Annotated in this window: 21 protein-coding genes; 7 read left to right on the top strand and 14 right to left on the bottom strand. The window is 53.1% G+C overall.

Annotated features, from left to right (window positions below):
- The 9 genes from GM154_RS17285 to GM154_RS17245 form a co-directional block, all read right to left on the bottom strand.
- Nucleotides 1-972 carry a TraU family protein gene (locus GM154_RS17285; protein ID WP_150345704.1) on the bottom strand — a complete coding sequence of 324 codons (972 nt, stop codon included), beginning with the start codon at nt 970-972 and terminating at the stop codon, nt 1-3.
- A 110-nt stretch (nt 973-1,082) separates the two neighbouring features.
- Nucleotides 1,083-2,441 carry a TrbC family F-type conjugative pilus assembly protein gene (locus GM154_RS17280; RefSeq protein ID WP_219652912.1) on the bottom strand — a complete coding sequence of 453 codons (1,359 nt, stop codon included), beginning with the start codon at nt 2,439-2,441 and terminating at the stop codon, nt 1,083-1,085.
- Nucleotides 2,416-2,943, bottom strand: a complete 528-nt coding sequence (locus GM154_RS17275; protein WP_010799372.1) for a S26 family signal peptidase — start codon at nt 2,941-2,943, stop codon at nt 2,416-2,418. Before GM154_RS17275 ends, GM154_RS17280 begins: the two co-directional genes overlap by 26 nt.
- Nucleotides 2,930-3,112, bottom strand: coding sequence for a hypothetical protein (locus GM154_RS17270; RefSeq protein ID WP_219652911.1), 183 nt, complete (start codon nt 3,110-3,112; stop codon nt 2,930-2,932). The genes GM154_RS17275 and GM154_RS17270 overlap by 14 nt, the downstream gene beginning before the upstream one ends.
- A complete protein-coding gene (locus GM154_RS17265; RefSeq protein WP_125890233.1) occupies nt 3,109-3,645 on the bottom strand; it encodes a hypothetical protein in 537 nt (178 codons plus the stop codon). Before GM154_RS17265 ends, GM154_RS17270 begins: the two co-directional genes overlap by 4 nt.
- On the bottom strand, nt 3,642-6,302 hold the full coding sequence (gene traC, locus GM154_RS17260) for a type IV secretion system protein TraC (protein ID WP_219652910.1): 2,661 nt from the start codon (nt 6,300-6,302) through the stop codon (nt 3,642-3,644). Before traC ends, GM154_RS17265 begins: the two co-directional genes overlap by 4 nt.
- Nucleotides 6,302-7,030, bottom strand: a complete 729-nt coding sequence (locus GM154_RS17255; RefSeq protein ID WP_219652909.1) for a DsbC family protein — start codon at nt 7,028-7,030, stop codon at nt 6,302-6,304. Before GM154_RS17255 ends, traC begins: the two co-directional genes overlap by 1 nt.
- Nucleotides 7,031-7,204: 174 nt before the next feature.
- Nucleotides 7,205-7,474 (bottom strand): hypothetical protein, encoded by a 270-nt coding sequence (locus GM154_RS17250; RefSeq protein WP_125890181.1) that lies wholly within the window; start codon nt 7,472-7,474, stop codon nt 7,205-7,207.
- A 243-nt stretch (nt 7,475-7,717) separates the two neighbouring features.
- Nucleotides 7,718-8,224 carry a hypothetical protein gene (locus GM154_RS17245; RefSeq protein WP_073450862.1) on the bottom strand — a complete coding sequence of 169 codons (507 nt, stop codon included), beginning with the start codon at nt 8,222-8,224 and terminating at the stop codon, nt 7,718-7,720.
- Nucleotides 8,225-9,349: 1,125 nt separating this feature from the next.
- Between GM154_RS17245 and GM154_RS17240 the strand changes: the two genes are divergently transcribed.
- The 6 genes from GM154_RS17240 to GM154_RS17215 all read left to right on the top strand — a co-directional run bounded on the left by GM154_RS17240 (nt 9,350) and on the right by GM154_RS17215 (nt 17,968).
- Nucleotides 9,350-10,360 (top strand): YafY family protein, encoded by a 1,011-nt coding sequence (locus GM154_RS17240; RefSeq protein ID WP_219652908.1) that lies wholly within the window; start codon nt 9,350-9,352, stop codon nt 10,358-10,360.
- Between the two features lie 84 nt (nt 10,361-10,444).
- Nucleotides 10,445-11,860: a hypothetical protein gene (locus tag GM154_RS17235; protein ID WP_019364827.1), complete on the top strand. Its 1,416-nt coding sequence runs from the start codon at nt 10,445-10,447 to the stop codon at nt 11,858-11,860.
- Nucleotides 11,861-11,872: 12 nt separating this feature from the next.
- Nucleotides 11,873-15,076: a hypothetical protein gene (locus GM154_RS17230; protein ID WP_019364826.1), complete on the top strand. Its 3,204-nt coding sequence runs from the start codon at nt 11,873-11,875 to the stop codon at nt 15,074-15,076.
- A 528-nt stretch (nt 15,077-15,604) separates the two neighbouring features.
- Complete coding sequence (locus tag GM154_RS17225) at nt 15,605-15,898, top strand: hypothetical protein (protein ID WP_219652907.1); 294 nt, start codon at nt 15,605-15,607, stop codon at nt 15,896-15,898.
- A gap of 506 nt (nt 15,899-16,404) precedes the next feature.
- Nucleotides 16,405-16,641: a hypothetical protein gene (locus GM154_RS17220; protein ID WP_010799301.1), complete on the top strand. Its 237-nt coding sequence runs from the start codon at nt 16,405-16,407 to the stop codon at nt 16,639-16,641.
- A 1,051-nt stretch (nt 16,642-17,692) separates the two neighbouring features.
- On the top strand, nt 17,693-17,968 hold the full coding sequence (locus GM154_RS17215; protein ID WP_219652905.1) for a hypothetical protein: 276 nt from the start codon (nt 17,693-17,695) through the stop codon (nt 17,966-17,968).
- A 186-nt stretch (nt 17,969-18,154) separates the two neighbouring features.
- Here GM154_RS17215 and lhpH read toward each other — a convergent pair whose 3' ends face one another.
- The 4 genes from lhpH to GM154_RS17195 form a co-directional block, all read right to left on the bottom strand.
- Nucleotides 18,155-19,162, bottom strand: coding sequence for a trans-3-hydroxy-L-proline dehydratase (lhpH, locus tag GM154_RS17210; RefSeq protein ID WP_219652904.1), 1,008 nt, complete (start codon nt 19,160-19,162; stop codon nt 18,155-18,157).
- 2 nt (nt 19,163-19,164) lie between these two features.
- Complete coding sequence (locus tag GM154_RS17205; protein WP_219652903.1) at nt 19,165-20,130, bottom strand: DMT family transporter; 966 nt, start codon at nt 20,128-20,130, stop codon at nt 19,165-19,167.
- Entirely contained in the window at nt 20,127-20,708 is a 582-nt protein-coding gene (locus GM154_RS17200; protein WP_219652902.1) for a TetR/AcrR family transcriptional regulator, read from the bottom strand. The genes GM154_RS17205 and GM154_RS17200 overlap by 4 nt, the downstream gene beginning before the upstream one ends.
- 737 nt (nt 20,709-21,445) lie before the next feature.
- Entirely contained in the window at nt 21,446-21,913 is a 468-nt protein-coding gene (locus GM154_RS17195) for a hypothetical protein (protein ID WP_073450535.1), read from the bottom strand.
- A 384-nt stretch (nt 21,914-22,297) separates the two neighbouring features.
- On the opposite strand from GM154_RS17195, the gene GM154_RS17190 reads away from it, so the two are divergent.
- Complete coding sequence (locus GM154_RS17190) at nt 22,298-23,266, top strand: YsnF/AvaK domain-containing protein (RefSeq protein WP_219652901.1); 969 nt, start codon at nt 22,298-22,300, stop codon at nt 23,264-23,266.
- A gap of 546 nt (nt 23,267-23,812) precedes the next feature.
- On the opposite strand, the gene GM154_RS17185 is transcribed toward GM154_RS17190, so the two are convergent.
- The gene (locus GM154_RS17185) at nt 23,813-24,313 is read right to left on the bottom strand and encodes a GNAT family N-acetyltransferase (protein ID WP_219652900.1); all 501 of its coding nucleotides are present in this window, start codon (nt 24,311-24,313) and stop codon (nt 23,813-23,815) included.

The following is a 24,313-nucleotide window of genomic DNA, read 5'->3' as shown; positions in this document are numbered from 1 at the left end:
CTATTGAGTCATGCAGCAGTCTTTCCAGCGCCAGATCGTGTAGATCGGGTCCTGTCCCTCAGCTGGAATGGTTCTGGCCTGTCCCCAGATCAGCGTGGACTCGCCAATCTTGTGGCCCTTCTTGGTTTCGGGCAGTGGATGCAGGATGGATAGCTTGTACTGGCTCTTGGGAAGCGTTGGTGTGATCTCACCGCCACACATGGCGCCATCACCCATGGTGCCGTGGGCCAGCCCACGACGATGCAGCGCAGCCAGTACGCGCGCGCTCAGGAGTGAGCTGCCCTTGATCACGCCCCGATTGCCCGGCACGCTGCCGACCAGCGGGTACAGGGTGCCCCAGCTGCCTGCACACCAGAACATGCTTTCAATGGGATTGCCGGTAGCAGACGCCACGGCATCAGCGCTACAGGCAGTGGCTGCGACAGGGTTGGCTACGGCGGCCGCTTCGGGATTGGCGAAAAAGGCGAGCTCTGCGTTGTTCCAGGTCGGGTCCAGCTCGGACATGTACATCACGTCCAGGTCCATGTAGCCGTCGTTCTGGCACCAGCCCGAGGTAAAGAGATCCAGAATCACCAGCAGCGGAAAGGCGTAGTAGTGGTAGTGCATGAACATGCCGTCCTGCTTGCCGCCACTGCCATAGCCATGCGTGCCCTGAAAGGTGCGGTCAAAGGGAAAGCGCACGCCGTTAAGTACGGAGGAGCAGCCCGGTACCCGCTGGAATTCCACCAGACGTGCCGGCTCCCACATACCCGAGCTGATACCCGGACGCGGGACGTTGTTGGTGTCCCAGCACATGCAGGCCGACTTCTTGCTGGCACCCTCCGGCACACCGCTGGTTTCCCCTGAGATGGACACACCGGCAACCCGCAGGGGAAACAGGCAATCCCAGCAGATGTCGGTAATCAGCTTGGGGCCAATCACGTCACCGCTGTAGCAGCCCACCGCAGCATTGGCCGAGGAGGTCATACTCATGGATAAAACAAACGCGACTGCGCATAGGAAATGCCAAAGAGCGTGTCCAGAACGAGTAAAAATGGATGGGTTATGCGTTAAGCGGCATAAAAAGCGAGAGATTTGCATGTTCATAATGCACTCCCATCCTTGGCTGTCAGCTCCTTGACCACAAACACCTTGCCGTCACTGGTCACGATGCTGGGGGTATGCTCGATCTCGAAGCGCTCGATGATTTCTTTGGTCACCAGGTACACGGGTGCTTCGAAACGGTTGGAGAGGTTGGTATAGCCCGCCCAGCCCTGTTCCTTATCCATTTGCGTAGCGAGATAGGTCAGCTGCCGGATGTTGGGTTGTTTGGCCAGCTCAGGAAGAACGCGGTCAAGGATCTTCATCTGTCCCGGTACCGATGGATCAAAGATCACCAGTGCCTGCGTAAAGGGCACCTGATCCAGTGGGTTCAATACCGTACCGGCTTTCACGAGGACCTTGCCGTCAGCGCCAGTCAGATCCTGCAGCACGGTCACGCTGGGATCGATGGTGCGGGTGCGTGAGTGCGAAGCCGGTGGAATGTAGTTGAACTGCTGCTTTTGCCAGAACCGTCCGACTGCAGCCTGCTTTTTGGCTTCCCAGTCCACCGAGGCCACGCGCTCCTGCATCATCTCGATCAGGTCCTGCTCGGCAATCTCCATCACCGGGCCGCGGCGGCCCTGATCTCCGGTCTGGCCCTCGGCGACCTGCTTTTCCAGCCACTCGGGTGAACTCAAGCCTTCTACCCGCGCCAGCTCATGCTTGTCGGTGAATTGGGTGTCAGTACCCTTTTCCATGGTGATCAGGGTGGGCACCTCACTGACCTTATAGTCACGGTACAGGGTGGGATCGATTACGAGGTTGGGCAGCGGGTCGTATTCAGCAATGAGATGCTGGTAGTGCTTCATCCCCTCGTCGAGCTTCATGCCTTCTGGTACGCCACGAAATACCAGCACCACGTCCTGACGCTCGGAGGCCATCTCGAAGACTTCCTTGAGCGCCGCCTTGCCCAGGGAGAGCGAGACAAACAAGAGCATGGAGTGATGGGCATAGGTCTCGTTCTTGCGCGCTTCCATTTTGGCCGCCCGTAGCGTGGGATCGGTTTCCTCCATTGAGCGCACCAGCTCGGTGGCCTCTCCCATGGCCTTGTCCATCGAAGAGTTCTTGAGCGTATTGAGGTCAATGGCTGCGCCGGCACCCTGCTTGATAGCTTTGCCCTGCTCTACAATGGCCTGATCCTCGGAGGTCAGCGCCGTACTGCCCAGATGGGTACTGCCTACCACAGCGCTCTTCTCGGTGTCCTGCCGGGGCGTCAGGAAGGTGCGAAGGTCGCGCCCCTGCTCGATTTCCGACGGCATGTTTGCAAGATCCGGAAGGTCGGCACCAGAGGCGGCCTGAGCCGCCCCCAGTACCAGTGAAAGAGCCAGCATGGCCCTAGAAAAGGGGATATGAGCGTCCAATGATCTGCTCCTTGGTCACGGTGCCCCAGTAGCGGGAGTCAAAGGAAAGCGGGGCATCCCCCATGAACCAGTAGGCGTTGGGACCCAGCGTGCCCTTGCCGATAAAGGACGAGCGCGAGCGCCCGAGCTTGTCGGCATGAACAAGGCCCACGGCCACGATCTCGCCGTTGACCTTGACCTGCTCCTTGAGGTTGATCTCGACCTGATCCGACGGCACGCCACGCAGGTACTTCACCAGTCGATGCTCGGGGGTGTAGATGCCCGGAATGACCTTGGGGTGAAAGGCGTAGAGCTTGCCCTTCTCCATGCTCTTGTCGCCGCGATCGATCAGGTAAAAGCTGTAGCCCTTGATGCTGATGACCTGTTGCGGGTCATAGGCAAAGGTAAAGCGGGAAAAGAACATGGCCCCGCTGCCCACGATCAGCGCCGTGGTCAGGGCCATCTTGACGGTGAAGCGGCCCCAGGACTCCTTCTTGTTGACGATACGATCAAACCTTCTCATGGAGGCCCCCTCCCGATAAGTCAGTGGAGGCCTGCCCAAGAACCACACGATCCCGTACATCCTGTACAGGGCTGTCTGTCTCACTCCTGAGCCTGAAGGTAATCTTGCAGTTGGCCAGAATGATCTGGGCTAGCTGCTCACGCATGGCAGCATCGTTTCGGTAACTCATGGCTGAGTCCTCGCAGGGGCTGACTGGGGATTGAGAGCCGGTACACCGGCTGCAGAACCACTCGTTGCCGTACTGCTGGCAGCCAGTTGTTCAGTGGGCAGATAGAGATGCTCAGGCGCGGTCAGCACGGCGCGGGAATCAAGTACCGCTACGCCTTGCTGTCTAAGTTCCAGAATGCGTCGGTTGGTATTGGCCAGCATCTGGGCTACCTGCTGGGGAGTAGCCCCTTCTGTCCTGTAGCGCTCCGCCAGCGCCGTGAAATCCACAACTGCAAAGGACTGTTGTGTCGTCTCCAGCGCCACGATCCGCTTGAAAAGAATGCCGCAGATAATGAACAGGCCGATCACGGCCACCAGCATGAGCATCTGCAAGGTCGTCATCGAGCTTTGCTCAAGGGGAACATGGCTTGAGGGTTTGGCCGACGAGCCTGTACTTTCCGGCGCTTTAGAAGGTGATTTATCTGCTACTGGTTGCTCTCTGTGAGAAGGCTGCACAGGACTATCCGCAATCGGGTGTGCTATTAACTGGCTCATGGAGTGACCTCCTCTTCAGCGGTGGCAGTGGCTGGCGTGGACTCAGGATTCTCGGGTTGGGCTGGAGATTCAGCGGATACCGCTGGCTCCTCTGGAAGCGACAGGGGAACCAGTCGCGGTGAGGGGTCACTCTTGGAACTGGCTGAGCGACTCTTGCGAAGCTTGCGCTCATGGGATTGGGCCTGCTCAATCACCTCATCGTCTGCCCGCGTGTCCAGCTCGCCCCGGTCCCGCAACACGGCATAAATGGCATCAGATACACCCAGTCCCATGGCCCGATAACGATCGATCTGGCCGACGTCATTGGGATCGGTGGAGTACAGGAGCTTCTGGAAGGGGCCTACGAATAGCCGACCGACCCCGATACCTGCCTTGCTGCGGATAAAGATCTCGGAATACACCCCCGTGACGGTGTGCACGGTCTTGAGCAGACTAAAGCCACCATCGGAAAGCGTCAGTCGACCTGAGCGCTTGATCGACTCGATTGTTTCGTTGGTCTGTCCTAGCAGGAACATGAACGCACTGTTCTCGGCGATAGCCCGCCCGACAGGGTTATCGTACAGGTCATTGACGGACTGCGTAGCGATCAGCATCGAGCCCTGATACTTACGGAACTTGCGGTAGGCATGCTCCATAAATTTGGAAATATCACCCTCCTTGAGCAGGTCCCAGGCCTCGTCGATGAATACGATTTTCTTGACGTTACGATCACCGTGATACACCGACTGCTGGATCTGGTAGATCAGCTGGAGCAGAACGATCTGGCGCAGGTGTGTACGACCCTGCAATTCATCCAGTTCAAGCACCGTGAACTGGTTGGTAAAGCGCATGTTGTTCTTGCCGTGGAAGTACTTGCCGTAGCTGCCGTCTTTGGTAAACACATACAGCTGGCTGCCCACATCCTTTACCCGCTGATCATGATGAGCAAGGCAGGCCTCGGCAATGTCGTCCACCAGCATCGCATTGCCCTTCTGTCTCCAGATGCCTGCCATCAGCCGGCGCGTCTCAGCGATCTGAAATTCTTCAAGATTGCCCTTGGGCGAAGCCATGGCCATGACCTGAGCGACCAGGGCATCCTCATCATCGAAATAGTCCACCACGATATCGAAGGGGTTCAGGCATATCGTCGAGGATTCACCAAACTGGACGTAGGAACCCTCAAGCGTCTCGCAGAGCTTTTCGTAGGATTTACCCGCATCGATCACCCAGACCTGCGCGCCCTCGCTCATGTAGGCGGTCAGGAGTTCGTTGGCAAAAAACGACTTGCCTGAACCGGATTCCGCCGCAATGACTCCATTCTTGTTGGTTTCCGAGTCATGCAGGGACAGCGACATGAACTGGCCATTGCGCGAGACCAGGCCCACATGAGGGGTTCCGGTACCCTTCCACTCCCCAAACAGCGGCAGGAGAACAGTGGCGTGCTCGGAGGTCAGGGTCTTGTAGCGGTTCAGCTCAATAACCGCCTTGTGATCAGCACCGAAAGGCAGGGAATTGATCAGCATGGGCAGCTGGATAAACTTGTCCTGCATCATCGTGAACTTGCTTTCCGCCCATATGTCCTGCATGGCGGCGGCCGCAGACTCGACGCGCTTGAGCGTGGGGGCAAAGATCACGGCGCAGTAGTTCATCCTGAGTCCGCGATTACCCGCCGACATGGATTTTTCCAGCGTGTCGAAACTCTCCTTTTTCTCTCCCAGTACCGGCACGATCTTGAGCAGCGGCCCAAAGGCCTGATTCACCGTCAGGGTGCGCTTGCGATCCAGGTTCTTCTTCTGCTTTTGCGCGTTGGGGTAATACACGTTGCAGCAGATGGCATAGTTTTCCTTGATCGACTGCCCCTGCCCGCTCAGATCTCCTACGTAGCCGATGGCATCGCCAAAAAAGAAATAGTTGGGCAGTCGCTTGGCCGACAGGACCTTGGCATAGGTGTCACCCAGGCGTAGATGGGTTTTCTTGACCTCGACATCGGTCTCGTAATCAAAGACCTGCTCGTTGATAGGCGAGGTCTCATCCCAGCTATCCTCACCCAGGCGCCAGCCGGAACGCTCACCCCAGTTAAGCAGGGTATTCAGGATGCGCTTGAGTTGATCGGCGTTCATCTTGCGAGGCCCGAAGCCGATGGTATTTAGCGATGACTCAAGCTTTTCAGCCGCTGCAAACAGCTCTTCCAGCTCCTTTGTACTGGGCAGACGTTCCCTGATGGGGATCTTGATCGTGATGACCAGCTTCTGGTCATGGATAACGCCGTTGTTAAAGACGCCCTTGTTGCCGCGTGCGATAAGCGGCTCACGGGTATGCTGGCGGAAAAACTCTACGCGGCTGTTGATGATTTCCGAATGCAGAGGATGGGTGAACTTGTCCCGGAGGCGCTTCATGCTGTTGAGCGGGGCCTGCACCTCCGGTGACAGGAACATCATGAATGAGATGATCGTGTCGTTGGGAAAGGGCTGATTGAGCATGTTGTTAATGGATGCCTGCTGGCGCTCATCAACACCCGGAAGCGGACGGCACAGGAAACCAACCCCAATGGTGCCGTCGTTATTGAAGAAGTATTCCGTTTCCTCGTCGTAGGCGATGACAGGTGAGAGCTGGGACGCCCTGACCTCGCGCGGGATGATGCCCTCGGCATGCTCTTCTCTACAGCTGATGAACTCCATTACTGATCCCCCTTGCCACTAAGCCATGCTTCGAAGTTTTTCGGGCGCCCACGCGAAACCCGGCCGTCATCGCTGATGAGGTACGGAATACCGTCCACACCGAGCAGGTTGGCGGTCACCAGGGACTTGGCGTATTTCTCTTCGGGGCACTTGTTGAGCGTTTCGAGCTGCTCGATCGTGCCGTTCAGGAGGGCATCGAGCTGCTGGCGCTCATCCCTTGCGCAGGCCAGACGCTTGATCAGGCGATTGGACTCATCGCCCAGTGCGGGAACCGGCACAAACACAAAGGTGAACTCGCTTGTGTACTGGTTGGCTTCATTGGCCAGCGCATGGCAGTAGGAGCACTGAGGGTCGGTAAAGAACACCACTTCCTTTGCGCCATGGCCCATGCGTATGGAAAGCAGGTCATCAACCTTGATGCCCATCTTCGAGAGCAGGATGCGCGAGGAGGATTCCTGCGCCTGAGCAATAGTGTCGATATGGCTTTGTAGCCAGGTGTCGTACACCTCACCCCTGAAGATATACCGACCGTTGCCACTGATGAAGTAGAGCTTGCCGTTGGCCTCCAGCACCTTCATGCCATCAACCGGAAGGCTGGCCTGCCCGGTAATGGTCTTTGCGGCCTGTTCGATGGTTTGGGGAGTGATAGGCTTGGCAGCCAGGGCCGATTCGGCTAAGCCGAGGCCCGCCACCAGCGCGAGCGCAAGCTTAAGATTTGGACGAGACATGCAGACCTCGGAACGTTATCTGAGAGGTCTACAAGCGTAAGCCCAAGAGGAGGCAACCCATCGGCGTACTCCCTACCCGCGCGGGTAGGGAGTAGCAGGATAGGGGTAAAAAAGTTAAAAATTTTCAGGCAAGAGCTGCTGTGAGTGTCAATTCTGCCTTTTCTGGCAGCTCGATCAGCGATCCGAATCGTAGGTTGCAGTCCCCTCGCCTACCTCTATCCACTGCTCCTCGGGCATACCGGGTTTGCAGATCGACAGGCTGACCGACTGGCCATCGGCAGGCTCAGCCGGAAGGATAGCGGCATGTCGAAACGGGGTGTAATCCGGCGGACGCATGTAGGAGTTCGCGCTTCGGTGAAATTCCCAGATGCCGTGCTTGCCGGCATTGCCAACCGATTTTTCAAGCGTATAGGTCACACCACTTTGCAGACGGACAATAAGCATTGGCGCGGTCCTGAAAAGAGAGAGTGTACAGAGTCTGGATGCTTATATGTGGTACTAATGAGCGTTTCCGGAGCGCTGTTTCACTCAATGGAAGCGTATAAAGCGCAGTGATGATCAGCTCAAGGCCATGTTACGCGTTGCCAAAGCACGAGCAAGGGCGAATGCTGCTTATCAGGACTAAGCAAAGTGTTATTAGAGGCGCCCTGCGGGACGCCTCACCATTTAATCCAGGCAGGACCTATATCAGGGGTTGCCGCCCTTACCAAGCGGGCAAAGGTCCACAGTGGCTTTCCACTTCTGGACCTTGCATTCAATAAACCACGGGTCTCCTTGAGTCCGAGTAGCCTTTAGAATGTTCTGTTGAATCCACCAGCCTTCTGCTTCCATATCGCTTTGGGTTAACTCACCCGGCTTCTTCTTCACAGCAAACATGTCGGCTTGGTCATATATCTTTTTAAGCTCTATCAACTGTTGCTCAGCTTGGGGTTTAGATAGCCCGGAATATTTCTTCTCGCTGTATGCTTTGCTTCCTCGCAACGGGAATTGCTGGTCAGCGAGATTACGATACTTCGCACGGCATTCATCACGTTCACCTATAGTTTTGAAACTACTATTAGGGCACTTCTTGATTGCCATAGTTAATAACTTGTCGCGATTTTGATCATCCTTCAATTGTTGAGGATCAATATAAAGGCCTGCGGATGCATTCATGCTGGCCAAAAGAAGGCCGGGTATTAGTAGACGCTTCATTACTGTTTCTCCCTGAGAAGGACTGGGTAAGGCAAAAGCCCGCCCTGCAATCCCTTGCCTGAAATGGAGAGGCGTTTTAAAGCACTCAGCCCGCTTCAACAACCCTTTTGGGCAGGTAAAGACCTATATGTGCTAATGCTCACATTTGAGCTGGCGCTATAGCAAAAGGCTTACACGACGGCAGGAAAAGCGGCTCTTTCTCCAGCAGTGGCAGATTGCTAATCTATGCGCATTGGATGGAGCGCAGGACGCGCTCAGTCAGGTCAAGGATGACTGGCCGTCGCTAGGAAGGCAGCTTAAAGGAGGCTTTGAGTACGGTCAGCAAAAACCCGCTTCGGCGGGTTTTTTGTTTCTTAAATAAAAGCCAAGCTGCAGGCGCTGCCAACTACTGGACTGGCCGATAGAGCTGAAATATTCAAATGACCAAGATGCTTCGCATAATGCGTATTATTTTAAATGACAGCTATTGTTAGGAGCAGTCATTCGGCTTGTCTGCAAAACTGAGGCAACCAGCTTATTAAATCCCCGTTCAGCGCCTGCGAAAGTGCGACATGTGCTGTCGCCCCCGCAAAGCAATCTTACATCACCGAAGATTGCATAAGGCCTCTATCATTCTCATGTCACTTCCTCTCACAGTTATCTGTCCTGAATGCTCTTGGAAAACGACCGTCTTACCTAGGTGTGATTCACGACCGATCGTTTTGCCGCCTCCTACGTGCTGCCCAGCCTGCCATAACCTGCCGCTCGGATACCGCAAGGCGACCTATAAAGAAGTGCTCAAGGCGCGTCTGGAAGAATTCTTAGCCTTGAATAATGAGATAGGGCACGACATAGCTTGTCGTCCTACTGAAGACAATGACAGCAAATAAAGGTGTCTCTTATAAAGAGCCTGATTGCAGTGATGGGATTGTTTGTTGTTCTGCAGAGAGACCAAGCGTTCTATCGCGAACACAATGACCTCAAACGTGGCACCTAAAGCCGCCGTGCCCCCGCCTCGCATACTCAAGACTTTAGTTTATGGCTCATATAAATGATGGCATTGGGCCATATAGACTCATAACATTGTTGCTAAGTTGGCACCAGAATGATGACTAAATATTGAGTAGGTTTATAAGGTAGTTCGAAATGTCTCAAGCGAAAGATACGCTGCTTCGGCTGTTCGCGTTGCTGCGTCTGATACCCACCGAGCCGCAGCGCATTGCTACATCGACACTGCTGGAAAAGCTCCGGGACAAAGGTTTTTCCGTAACGCTGCGCTCTGTTCAACGCGACCTGAACCGGTTGTCTATTCCCTTCTCGCTGCAGTGTGATGACAGTGAACTTCCCTTTCGCTGGAGTTTCACCCGCGACGCGCCTCTGAAACTGGAAGATATGGATACCTCGACAGCACTGGCGCTCTACCTTTCCGAACGACATCTGACCACACTACTCCCACAAGCTGTACTGGACCAGCTCGGCCCTCAATTCAGGCGCGCCCGAAACTTTCTGGGCGATCTGGGTAACAACGGTCTGGCGGATTGGGCAAAGCGGGTCCGAACGGTTCCCAACGGCAAAACCTTAATGCCTGCCAGCATTGCATCGCAGGTCTGGAGTGCTGTTTCAACCGGCTTGCTGGAACGCCGAAAACTGGAAGTGGTGTACCAGAGTCGCAGCAAAGGCGAACTCAAGCGGTTTCTACTGCACCCCGCCGGGCTGGTGTCGCGACATGCTATTAGTTATCTAGTAGCGTCTGTAGACGGCTACAACGATCTTCGCCAGTTCGCCTTGCATCGTATTCGAATCGTGCGGGTGCTAGACGAAGTGGCGGAGTTGCACGCCACGTTCGACGTCGACGACTACATCGACACAGGGATTTTCAACCATCGACAAGCCGATGTGCAGGTCGAGCTGGTCGCTGACGTTCACCCTCAGATTGCCGCCTTACTTAGTGAGACACCCCTAAGTACCGTACAAAGCCTCAGTGACCTCCCTGGCCACAGCTGGAAACGGTTGCACGCTCAGGTGCCTCTGGACCGAGACACACTTTGGTGGATTTTTGGGCTCAATGACAACATTCGTGTTCAAGCTCCGCAAATTTGGGTCGATGAAATACACCAGAAACTGAACAACTTGCGAACCCTTTATTCAGACGCCTGATCTCCAGACAACTTGCGCCTGACAGCCCAGCATCAATGAACGCAACGATCAGCCATCCGTATCTTAAGATGCCAAGGAATCTCCATGGATAACCAACGTAAAAAGGCATTGAACAGCTCAGTCAGTCTCTGCCCAATCTGGCCTGCGCAGGCATCGGAAAAGATTGGCCACATGCTGAGCGAGATCAGTCAAGCGAACGCCATCATAGACAAGATTGCCGGAACGGCGCAAAACAGTGCGATTAAGGGCGGGTTCGCGGCCGAGACCTGGCACGCCGAATCTTTCAACTTGGACGCCATCCTCAAAAACAAAGACGTTCGGGCTTTCACCGACAACTTCAACAACACCCCGCTCGCTAAAAACCATACGACCCACGACATCGTCGTGATGAAGGGTGAGGAGCAGTTACTCGGTGCGCAATTGAAATACTTCAAAAATGGCGATGCCACCCAAAAGGCCTTCCGCTCCACTAAGGACGGTATTCACCAGTATCAGGACAGCGATGCCTTTATCGGCCCGGCAGATCAAATCGAGCAGATCAAGGATGCCGCGAAACGTGACATGCTGCGCAACCAGCAAAACCGTCCACAGGTGGCCAATGCCGCTGAAAAGGTGCATGAGAAGACTACGGCCAATCTCGACGTCGAGGGCGCCCAATCAACGCCGCTGAGCAAGCGAGACGCCGAGCACCTGGGCAGTGGCAGCAAGACCGGCAAAGAACTGCATGAAAACATGCAGAACGGTTATCTGAACAAGGCTACTGTCCAGCAGAGCCTGCGCGCAGCGGGCTCTGCTGCGGTGATCACAACTGTCATCGCGGGCAGCATAAACACTTTCCAGTCGATCAAGCGTGTACGGGACGGAGAGATCACGGCAGAACAGGCCACCTTACTGATTTTGCAAAACACCGCCATCGCCGCCGGCGACAGTGCGCTGAAAGCGGGTGTCGCCACGGCGACGGTCAGCATGACGGCACGTAACCTGCCGACGTTGTTTGCAGGCTCTGCCTTCAAGCGCACCTTCGCCAACAGCGGCGTAGCGGCGGCGGCAGTATGCGCGGTGGATTTGGTCCAGAACGTAGTGTTGTTCGCGGCGGGCAAGATCACCAGCGAAGAGCTCGAAACCCGGGTCGGTCACAATCTGCTGCAATCCGGCACCGCCGTCGTCGGCAGCTCGGTGGGCGCTGCGGTGGGTGCTCTTGGTGGCCCCATCGGCGCGCTGGTCGGCGGCATCATCGGTGGCCTGATCACCACGATGGCTATGAGCATCGCCATCGACAATCACATTGAGAAAAGCTTCCGTCTGACGCTGGAAGCCACCGAATGCGTGGCGAGCAACGCCATGATCATGCACGACTCGCTGGAATACCTGCAAATTTCGCAATCTTTCTATGCCGAGTTCCACAAGGGGCTGTATCTGTCCGAGCGACATTTCTCCGGTCAGGTCAAGACAATGGCAGCCCAAAGTACACAGTTGAAGAACCTGATCGATAATCTTTAAGGCATCTTTTCAATGAGCGAAACGGTCGAAGCAGCACCCCAGAAAATTTTCCAACAGCCGCTAGATGCCTCGGAGCAGGAAGCGGTTGAGGCTCTCGTCATCCAACACCGGAACAACGCAGCGCTGACCCAGCAACTGGCGGTGGATGCCTCGCGGTTGATCACCTGCAGCGAAGAGCGCCTGAAGCAACAAGCTGAGAGCGGATTCTTCAAGCGATTTGCCAGCGCGTTAACCGGCAAAAGTCGTCAGAACCAGTTGCAGAACCAGGTCGACGCGCTGCACATGCAGAAATTCGCCTGGCACTACCTCAAGCAACTGCAACAGCAGAACCTGATCAACGCCCAGAGTATTGCGGTGATCCGCAACAACCTGGGCACGATGAACGAATACATCATCGAAACCCGCGAATTCCTCTTCCAGGCGGTCGACAAGATCAACCGCCGCCTGATTCGGGTTGAGAATAACGCCAATTTTCACCAATGGTCGTTGAACATCGAAGCTAACAAGCGCCAATTTAAGTCGATGCCTAAGGCCTTGCTGGTGCTGAGACTGGCATATGACTTCATGCGCAGCCACCCTGGTGTTATGTTGAATACGCAGGACATTAACCACCTAATCGTCACGCTGGAAAAGCTGGACGTGGATTGCGACGAAGAAGTCGAGCTGCTGAGCTTCATAATTGACTTGATCGACCAAATCGAAGCCACCAGCATCGAACGCTATCGCGCCGTCATCGAGCTGTCGTTTGAGGAGCATGTCGCCGACTCCTACTTCATCCAGAAAAACATCTCAGGCTTGGCATTCAACTCGCTGTATTACCTCTCCGACGAGTATGACCGCATCATCGATATGATCTCGGACAGTGAAGTCTGTGATACTGATGAAAAACGCGAACGAATCATTTCCAGATTCTTTGGCAAGGCGTTTTCCGGTCTTTACACCCACTACAAAATGCGAGACCTGATTGAGGAAATCATCGGGGGCAGCTTGCTGACTCTGGAGGTTTACAAGGAACAGCACGGCTTGAACACGCTGCCCGACGAGACAGTAGAAGACGCCCACGCCGAAACGGTGGTGCTGGTGTCGTCTTTGCCGGACATCCACGTCCACACGTTTTTTGACACCACGGATGACCGCGAAGCCCGACACAATTATCTATTGCTGCTCGCCCTGTGCATCGAGAACTCAGGGGCATTGAACAGGCAGGGTCGAGAGTTTCTCGAGCTGCTGGCACACAAGGCTGGATGCCAGCAGGTGCTAGGTGAAATCGCAACGCTGGCGGACAATCCTCGCAAGGCGCAGGACTACCTTCCAGTCTTGCAGGATCTGCTTAAGAGCGATAACGAGACCTACACTTGGTTGTTCGACGCTTTCTACCTGATGATGCTGTGCCAGAAAGCCATCGAAGGGCCGCATGTGCTGCGCATCCTGAACGCGCTGAAGCCCGTGCAGTTCAAGGAGCAATTCCCCCGCGTGCTGGCGGTGCTCACTGAGCAGGACGAGGAAAACGTACTCGCTGCTGCTGAGAAGCTGCAGCAGCAAACTCACGGTTGGAAGAACATCGTGCGCTATCGCGAATTGCGCTTCGAGAAAGCGTTCGCCGATACGAGTACCCAATTGCACAAGATCAGCTTTGAAGCAGTGGGTCTTTCGCTCGACCTGACAAAGGCAACCATGAAAGCCTCGGATTATTCGTACTTTATGGAAGCTTGGGATGACTCGTTTCTGAGCAAGGTTAGCAGTAAAGTGGGCGGCACGGCGTATACGATTGGCCGCAGCTCCTGCCTCTCCTCGCTTAACGAGATGCGCAAGAAGATCAATGAATTCATCTCTGGGCATTCAAGCACGCTGAATCAGGGTAATCGCGTGCTGACACAATGGGGCCTGCCCTCAATTACGTTCAAGAACGAGTCCGACTATGCTGATTTCGAGCTGGATAATTCCGCCACGAACGAGGATTGGTACGACCAGTTCAGTCACTTCGAACGCCAGTTGGACGACACACTCACTTCCTTCTCCGAAGCCTGCACCGATGTTGCCAACCAGCTCAATCTGTTCGCGGAGGGTCGATTCGACGAATCGGTGGTTGAACGCAAAGCAAAACAGCACGCCGAACGGCTCGATCAGCTACAGCAGGAAAAGCTGGCCAAACAGTCGGTCGTCATAGAAAAGGACGGCCGTGATCATCTGTTCAGTATTCAGTGGCACCAGGTAGAGCACCCGCCCTGCGATCCCGAGAAGATTCAGTACATCAAGACCGATGGCAACACCTGGCTGATAGTTGACGACGACAACCAGTTCTATCGCAGCCTTGACCGTGAGCACTGGCACACCGTGCGCCTCAGCGCTTCCGAAGACTCACCGCGCATCAGCAAATTGGATTTTGTGAACGGCATGTGGATCGCCATGGCGGGCTATAACGACGGCTTATATTACTCCCGCGATGCGCAAAACTGGAAACAAAGCCACTTCCCGGATGTGCCTGGCTACGAATTCACCCGCACCGAAGAAATATCCTATTTCAACGGCCTCTGGCTCTGGCGCTTCAAGGAGAGAAAGGAATACTCCTACACTGAAAAAGGCCTTATCTTCGATTCGACCAAGACCGGCAACTACGACAAGATAGCTGTCTTCTGCACTGCGAACCTCGACAATCAGTGGCAGCGCTGGGAAGACACGCCGAACCTTCCAGAAGGCGTCGTGGTGGAGAGCCTCCAGTCATTACCGAACGGAAACACCCTGCTCGCGTTCTGTAAGTACGATTGGCTCTACACGACGTCGAAAAAGAAGAACAACGCGTCCTCCTTTGTCAGCTACTTTGTTGCCGGAAAAGGCTGGCGAACCTGCACTTGGGCCAGCGAAGACGATAACTACGATGCGCCGCTTATCACTCGTATGGGCCAGAAGATGTTGTGCTTCTACTCGGACCACGTCATGACGTCCGAAAAATATGGCTACGAGTGGAAGCTTCAATCCAAGGATATCCGTATCAATACCTGCGCCCATCTGCAGGATGTGAGCCTATTTTCGACACGCTGGGGCCGCGAAACGCTCTACGTAAGCCAGACGGGAGAATCCTTTGCGGAGCTGGTACTCGAAGAAGGCACTTGGAAACACATCGCAGCCAACGAGCAAGGCACCTTGAGCGTCTACTCGCCCAACAAGCATGAAACCTTCCTGCGAAGCGGCAACTACATCTGCCAGCCGAAAGTCTAGCGCGGATTGGGGCATCGCTGATGCCCCTGTGCCGTCACCGAAATATCTGCGCCCTATATCCACCATCAACTCGACAATCCCATCGATGAATTTCCATACTTAAAATTTCTGTAACGATTGAGCGCGTCGGCTAACTCATCAGCCGTAGCAAAGATATTGGCTGGAGTTAAAGCTATAGAAAGATTAACCGTCCCAAGTCGATCCCCTATAAGCGATGATCACTCGGATAGCTAAAGGCTTACACAGCATAGCGGCAAGCTGCTCTGTTGAATCTTCGGCAAAGCCTGTAATCTACACCCATCAACTGCAGCACAGGATGTGCTCAGCGAGATCAAGGATGATTGATCATCGCCTGGATGGCAGCTCGACAGGACGTTGAGTATGATCAACAAGAACCCGCTTCGGCGGGTTTTTTGTTGCTTGTAAGAAGTAGTAAGTCATATTGATATCAAGTTTTCGGCGGCAGCTATTTACGTCTCAAACTGAGCCCAGGGTAAACATTTCTAGCTGCAGTATCTGGTGAAAGACATGCCCTTACCTATGGCGGACCGGCAACAAGATTTGTTAGCTGTGCTTTTAAGACGTGCTCCAAAAGCAGGCTATATCGCGTTGGCAGTAGGTGATGCACTGGATCCTGCACGAGCCCCTATTAGTGACGGTTATCTACTACGAGACATTACAACTGCTCTTTTTGAGCGTTGGGCAAAGGACCCTGCCGGAATGACTTCTACTGTTCAGGAGCATTTAGAAGTCTGGCGTGACTGTGGGGCATTAAGCAGCGCCTCGTATGAATCATTGATAGAAAAAATAAAGTACAGATAGCTGATGGTTAACAGGGTCATTGCCGTCCAGCCGTACGTAAAAAACCTAATAACGCTTATAGCTCAGCACTTGGCGCGCGCAGTCGTCCCCCCACCACGCCTGCGCGCTAAACAGGTCGCTTTTTCTGCACCCCGGCATAGGTCTCTATGCGGCCTACGGCGGGGGCTACGCGGCGTTTTTAACCTTAAGAAAACCCTGCAAAACCCTGCAGTGTTTAACTTTTTAACTGAAGTCTATGCCATTGCTGGGGTAGTCATTAGATGTAGCGATTTAGAGGTGTAGTCGTATAAGTCGCTTTGCCTATTTATCGCTACATCTGAAAGGCCCGTTTTATGTGTAGTCGCAGGGGTACACCCTAATGAATACAGCTAGGTGGCTGTCATTCTGGGCAGGTTTGCATAACCAGTGGTGATAGTTAAGCTACCAATGCCGTTTCTTTGATGAAAATGGTTTTGCAGGTAGATTGGCCTTCTTCAATGCTGATATCTCAGCTCACTGAGGGAACAATGGACGAACCTATTGCTTTCAATCCTGACGCCTCTTATGAGGTCAGATATAACGGTGTGAGGTTTGCTGAAATTCATAAGGGGCTGTTTTACGAAGGTAAGGATCGAGACCTAAACACGGGTGAGATTCTGGATGGCAAGCTCTTCATTAACGGGACGCCTGTGGGTATCGTGTCAGGACTAACCATTACTCGAGTTAATGACAGTACTGATTTTGAACTACACCCTATTCTCTGAACCTGGCCTTAGTCCTGTTTATTAGAATCCTTCAGGGTATTCCGGATCTCTGCCTTTACGGCTGCCAAATCCTGAGCCGTCTCGTGTTGCCTAATCTCCCTTTCGCAGTCGGCAATGATCAGGTCCAGGAGAGCGCTATTTGCAATATGGCTGGGCTTAAGGTTTCGGGTTAGCAGCGTCTCACCTGATCGCGTCTTTATACATAGCAACGTTTCATCGTCGCTTATAGGGTGGGCCTGGATTTCATAGGTATTGTTGAACACCTGAACCAGGCGCTCTATACGACGTCGCAAAGGCATAATCTTTCGAGTTATCAATCATCTGGCAATTCGCCAGTTAGCATAGACCATAGACTTTAATACTGCCTGTCTAGTCTTGATTAATCCTCAGCCTTTGGTCCGCCTGGACAAGGATCTGCTGAATCAAATGATCTATACGGCCTGAGTCATTCAGATCGTCGAAGGAAAGAGAGCAGGAGTAAATCAACATGCTTTCTACTGCGTGATATATCGAAAGGCAGATGCTGCTTTCCGTTAAAAACTCATATCTACAGCGCAGCGGATACAGTTCACGAGCAACACGTTGCATCGTAGTATTGAAATGGTCACTCAAGTTAATCTTTTCCAGATAGAGCAATAGCTACGTAGCCCAGGAAGAGCGGGCCGCGTAGCTAATTTACCATTCTGGAAATAGGTTACTGATACAAGACGATGACTGGTCAACTATTGTTGGAATAGCCTTTCTATCAAAGTACCGATAAACGGTCGCAACCCTCTAGAGACTATATAGGTCAGTTCTACGGGAGCAATGGATATTGCTTACTCTTGTGTAAGCTGCCGCAGGTACAAGCGCGACCCCAAGCCTGCGGCAGCTCTTTTTCCCAAATCCGGTTTCTAGAGATACCACAATGACGATAAAAAGCTGCTGCCCTAAGTGCGGCACCTTCGAACTCGTATGCATGCCTACCCTTAGCATGCTTCATTGTCCCGATTGCAACCTCTCTTTCAGATGGCTGTGACTTATCTAGTAAAAACCTGCTGAAGGCTATCTGATGAACCCTCCTCATAAGCAGAACAGCGCCGAATTCCGTGAACACCAGATTGATCAGATTTTTGCGAAGGCCCACGGTTACCTAGGGGAGGGAAGCTACCTCGCACAGCTTGTAGAGAGTCATCGGGCAGGAATTATCAATACCGACCCTACCGCGTTATTAAGGCTTCAGGCCATTCTTCAAGGTATCTGGCATGCAGGCGGGCTTGAGCAAGGCCAGTTTCAAGATCTGATAACCATGATCTTTACCGGCCAGGCTGAAGGTTGGCTTAGCTAGGCGATACTCATCCTGATCATCTAATCATTCTCGTATCTTTCCGAATATCTGGCATCCCCTGCCTGACATGTAGTCGCTGGGGTATACTCTAGTGACTACACAAGAAAAGCTATTGCTGTGGGACAATGCAGCTTTCTAAATAGACCCTTTTGAACAACCCTTAGGTAATCAGCAGATAGGTTTCAATCAGCGAACGAGAAAGCCGTATTTCTGTGGATCACGATCGTCGATAATCCAGTTACAAAAGCCACAGATGTAAGCGCTACCTGATACCTCTGGAATAACGGCTGGATAGCTTCCCACCTGTGTCTCACTAACCACTCTCGCGCTGAATACGGAGCCAATTACCGACTCATTGATCAGAACATCATCACGACCAAGCTCACCTTTTAGATATAGCTGAGCAACACGTCCGCCTGTTCCTGACCCTGTTGGAGAACGATCGACTTCTCTATCCGCAAAAACACAGCAGTTGGCCTGAGTCGAGCCAGTATGCCGTGGTAGGCCGTCAATAATCGTCCCGTAGATATGATTAATCTCTGGGATTTCTGGATGCACTACCGGAAATTCCGCGTTGGCTGCCGCTTTGACTTCTGCACCAAAAGATTTCAATTCTTCGATTAAAGATTCCCTTATTTCAAGCCCATAGGGTTGACCGCTGGTATAGAAGTAAAAAGCCCCTCCATAAGCAATATCACCTGTGACAGCCCCAAACGTAGGCGTCTCGACTGTAACATCACGCTTGAAAATGAATGAGGGCACATTGATAAAGCGAACGCCATTTGCATGCAGCCCATCCCATTTGACGAACGCTTCAATGAAGCCACAGGGTGCATCAATGCCTACTCGGGTTTCGGGGCTTGTACGCTCCACCCAGCCCAGCTCTACTGCAGCGGTTGCCAAGGCGATAACACCATGCCCGCAATGGTCGCTGTAGCCCTCGTTGTGAAGAAAAATAATGCCGAAGTCTGCTCCAGGGGAGACCGGCTCGGTCAGGTAACCGCCATACATATCAGCATGGCCCCTTGGTTCAAACATAAGTGCTTTGCGGATATCGTCAGCATGCTCGCGTACCCAGGCCCGACGCTCAACGATAGTTCTGCCTGAAAGGCGAGGCAGGCCTGACGTTATGATGCGAAATGGCTCACCGCCGGTATGAACTTCAACCGTGTTAATGCTCCGTGTGACTTGCATGCTTAACCCTTATTGAACGAGTTTTGTGGGTGACTTTGCTTTTGCACTGTCTCTGTACGACTGGTCAGTACATAAAGACAGGCAATAATTAGCGCAACGCCTAACCAGCCAAGCACAGGCAGACGCTCGCCAACGATAATTACAGCCAGAACGGCTGCAACAACCGGTTCGATCAGGGATAGGGTTGTAGCCATACTGGCAGGTATTCTGGCGAGGCCCAGGCCAAACAGGACATAACCTAAAAACATGGGGACCAAAACCATATACACGCCTACAGCAGCATTGGTCCAGGTCGCTAGCAGCGTACTGCCTGTCATAAGTAATACAGGCATCAGGAGAAGCCCACCTATGCCAAAAGTAGCTCCCATTGCAGCACTGGAGGCAATGTTGTGTCGCATCAGCCTGTGAGCCGTCCAGGAATACAGGGCATAGGTTGCAGCCGCAAGCAAGCCCAGAAATACGCCTACTACACTTTCGAATGCTGACGCGTTTACAGCGGAGTCGGTATGGCCTTTAGATTTTGCGATGCACAGCATAATCGCCCCGATAATGCCCAGGCAGGTGCCTACCATCCAACGCTGCGTCAGTGGCTTTGAATCAAATACTCGTTCAATGACCGCTGACAAAAGCGGTGCTGCTCCAATAGTGATAACTGTGCCAACGGTGACACCTGCCATGTGCATTGATGTGTAAAAAGCCAGAGGATAAATCGCGACTGCCACTGCGCCGATAAGAACGTAGATCCAATGGTCCAGTAGGCGGGAGCGATCATTTCTTATCTGCACTAGAGCCATCAGGGTTTGAAGTAGGCCACCAAGCCCCATAGCAGCTGCACCGATAGCCAGCGGACTGACTTCAGGTGCAAAAGTGGCTGCAGTTCCTGTTGTGCCCCACAGTACTGCTGCACCGAGCACGCAGAAAACTCCAAAACCTTCTCCTTTGATTGCCGTATTGGCCGGAGTACTCATTGGGCCTCCAGAAGGAGGGCTGCGATCTGACGAGCATGCTGGACTCGAGAATCATTACCTTCGAGACCTGCACGGGACATAGATCCCTCTAGAAGAAAGGCCAGGTGTGCAGCTAATTGCTTAACGGTTTCGGGTTGGTCCAGTAGCAACTCACTCAGGTGCTTGGCCAATAGCCCCTCGACTTCTTCCTTATGGCGTCGAACCGCATTACGACCGGGATCTCCAACAGGAAGCTCAGCCGCAGCATTTAAAAGACCACAACCGCGAAATCCGCGTTCGTAGTCACAATTGGCATGGTCGGCGTAGGCATCAAATATCGACAGAACGCGCTCTTTAGCCGTCTTGGCTCGCTGGACTCTCTCATCATACAAGGCGAGCCACTCAGCATGCCTGCGCTCCAGAAAGACCGACACAAGCTCTGCTTTAGAAGCAAAGTTGTTGTAGAAACTCATCTTGGCTACGCCAGCTCTCTTGATGATGGAGTCAACACCCGTTGCGCCAATTCCATCGTTGTAAAACAGTACAGACGCAGCAATAAGAAGCCGCTCCTTAACAGAGCCCAACGTTGATTGAGTCATTTAGGCAATGGTCTCAGCCGTAAATAGGTAGACCAGTCTACCTATTTATCGAGTCTGACGGGAAGCCCATTTTTGGTGTGGTCGCTGAGGTATATCCTAATGGCTACATTAAAATGTTACATGCACACTATGGTGATTAAGGTTTGGAATTAATCGGAAGAACTTGCCCTACTAGCCCTCAGTAACGTGTCCAGATGATAGCTCTGAATCTCTATATGCTCATTTACAGCCTGAAGTGTTCCACGTGCACTGCGTGAGTTCATGCCCCTTTCTTCTAAGTCCCTAATAATAACGATCAAAGCATCTCGTCGCTTACAGGAGCAGGCCAGTCTGGCCTGAGCTGACGCCAGGAACCAGGAGTGCCGTGAAAGAAAAGGCATGCGTTGGCGAGGTCAGCTATACGTGGCCCATACAAACGAGAGGTTGCAGTCGGGACAATACAAAAGGCGAAGGGTATACATACGTGCGAGGTCAGAGGTCCCGCATGAAGGGCAATTGTTAATTGTCGCCATGGGCTACCTCTTGATGCTTGGAGCAGGGCTTTTAAGTTAAAAAGGACTGCCGCAGGCTGGGAGTAATGGAGGACCTGCGGCAGTTACACACAAGAAAAGCAATATCCATTGCTCCCATAAGAAAGACCGCCTCGCCATTGACTGGGTTTCGACCGTTGGTCACCAGTGGGCCTGATACTATCCATATGCTTATAAGTATCGCGTGACAAGCTTGCCTTATGGTTGCTATGAAAGAGCAGAGGTGGGTTTTGACACAGCCTCAAGCTCTGCTTCATGTACCCATTCGGGCTGGATCTCATCAGTCACGTTATAGCTCCAGTAAAGCGCGTCTGCTGTTTTACCCAATGTCAGGCCAATGATCTTGCCATCAGTAATCCCTGTCCCGGTAGAAGTAGCCACGATCACTGATTGGTTCATGTGATACCGGGGCATCTGGACCTCAGCAAACTGGATCTCCTCATGACTCGGGTCACGATGCAGAATCACAGTGAGTTCCTGCTTGATATCCCGGATACCCTCATTGAAGACCGTGTCTACCAGGAACTGAACATTGCTGCTGGGACCTTCCCGACCACCCTCTTTTTTACCTTGGCTGATCATCTGGGCTGCCTGCTTAAACATCCTATCCAGCTCTTCCGGTGTATCAGCTGTCAGGGTAATAGTGATCTTGCGTTCATAGGCGTGCTTGATCATGAAGAAGCCTTAAAAAGAGGAAGTCCGCGACGTCTTGGCTAGGGTAGCGCTCCACGCTTGGCAAGCACCGTTCACGACTGTGAGTATTGCTAGCCTGCTAGGTTTCCGCTGAATGCAACCTTTCAGATAAGACTTTGAACCAAGCCAAGGTCTGCCATGGGAAAGCCCTGCCGCTTGTAGGTTTCTCTGAACTAAAGCGGCAAGCCCCGACTCCAGACCTATAGTGGCAATGATGCCAGCCAGCGCATCTGGACAGCCCGATGACATCAGATCCGTTGCGCTTAAAGACTGACTAGCTTGGATGCCAGATACCAGGCGTGGTGCAAAGCACACCACTTAAACCTATCACAGCCAAGGCTGTTGAAGAGCACACAGAGGTGACCTATGCAACATACTCTAGTAGCCGCGTTTGATCGCTATAACGAAGCTGAACTGGTTAAACGCGAACTCCTGGCCAAGGGCGTTTCCCAGACCAACATTCAGATTGCCGCTGCCAACGAAACCGGCGTGATAGATGGCACAACCGATACGTCCATGCGCACAGACGCTTCCCACACCGATACCCATGATGGCTCGGTCTCTGAAAAAGTGGGCCATTTTTTCCGCTCACTCTTTAGTGATGATGACACCGAGCACAAAGGCTATCGGGATACCTACACCGAAGCAGTTCGTCGAGGTTCTACCGTAGTAACTGTGACCGTTAATGATGACGCTCAGGTCCCGGTAGTCGAAGACATCCTCGAGCGTAACGGTGCAATCGATATCGATGAGCGCAGCGCTACCTGGACCAGCCAGGGCGCAACGGCCTACACCAATACCATGGGCGATAGCGCAGTCACCAGTGATGCCACCATGGCACCAACAGCCACCTCAACCACTACAGCTACCATGGGCGTAAACGCTACCCCTCTGGCCAATCAGATGCCGGCTGAAACAACCGCTATTCCAGTGATGGAAGAAGACCTGAAAGTAGGTAAGCGAGAGAATCACCTGGGACGAGTGCGTGTGGTATCTCGTATGACCGAACGTCCCGTTGAGGAAACCGTAAACCTGCGTGAGGAGCATGCAGTTATCGAGCGTCGCCCGGTAGATCGTCCGGTCTCAACCGATGACGTGTCTGCATTCCGTGAGGGTACGGTTGAGATTCAGGAAACCGCTGAAGAAGCTGTTGTGGCCAAGACTGCACGAGTCGTTGAAGAAGTGGTAGTGGGCAAGGAAACCACACAGCACACCGAAACGGTACGCGATACCGTACGTCGTACTGATGTGGATATCGAGAAGAATGGTACTCGCTCGCACCTGAGCGGTACTCATGACTCAGATACCGACCTTACCGATCGCACCAAGCGCTAGTGGTGTTTCGAGCTTTTAAGACGACAGGAGGCTGCTATAGGTAGCCTCCTTATAATCGTCTTTTAACAAAACACATTAGGTGGAGGTCTTTGTGTCTGTGTTGCCCGATGAAGAGGATGCCCTTGTTCGTCGTGTCGAATGCGAGGAATGCGGCGAGATGAGGCCATGTCATTACACGCTTCATCCTGAAAGTGACACTCTTGCCTGGCTCTGCCCATTTTGCAAAACAGAGCTTCAACCCACATAAGCGTTTAACAGCGCTTAGAATAAGGTTTCTGAGCCTGATCGTTAAGGCTGGGCAACCTGCCTCCGACGTACGCTACGCGCAACGGACATTATGGTAAATCTGGCTCAACTAGACCTATAGTCGCTGAGATATCAAGCAAGTTCAGATCGTTGAAAACATCGGAAGGAGCTTAACGTGCAAGTTTTCCGTTTCGTGAGCTGAGCTTCTCCAGCAAGATTTCGACTGGCCGGCCGATTGCCATTGATTAACCATACCGCACATTCTGCTTGGGCTTCGGCCTACATGGCTTCCTTTGTTTACTAAGCTTTGTAGGCCTGAATCAGAGTTCCAGTCGACAGAGCTAGACGAAGAGGCGATGTGTTTGTTTCTACGAAACCCAAGCTTTTATAGTAGCTGGCAGCGTCCTTGTCTTTTGCATCGACAATCACAAAGGCAACACCGGAGTGCTTGGAAATCGCGTACACGCGGCGAAAGAAGTCGCTAATTAATCGCTTGCCGACTCCTTTACCCTGCTGGCTTTTTTCAACGGCCAGCCGACTTAAAAGCACTGCCGGCATCGGATACCGGGGCATCTTCTTCATCTGCTCTTCGTTGAGATCGGACTCTACCACCGAAGCGTTGGCTAAAGTGTAGTAGCCGATCAGCGTGCCGCCCTCGATCAGCATGAACGTTCGGGAAACGTTTCGCTTCTCGTCCTGAGTAGCCTGCTGTGCGATATAGGTATTAAGAGCAGGATGTAGACCGCAGTCAAAGGATCTACGATCTACCGATCGATCGTAAGGAATGGTGATAAAATCCAT

It is taken from the genome of Pseudomonas sp. MAG002Y, assembly GCF_019400845.1.
In the GTDB taxonomy this organism is placed as follows: Bacteria; Pseudomonadota; Gammaproteobacteria; order Pseudomonadales; family Pseudomonadaceae; genus Chryseomonas; species Chryseomonas luteola.
The sequence above is the reverse complement of the archived record's forward strand: the minus strand, read 5'-3'. Positions and strand labels throughout refer to the sequence as shown.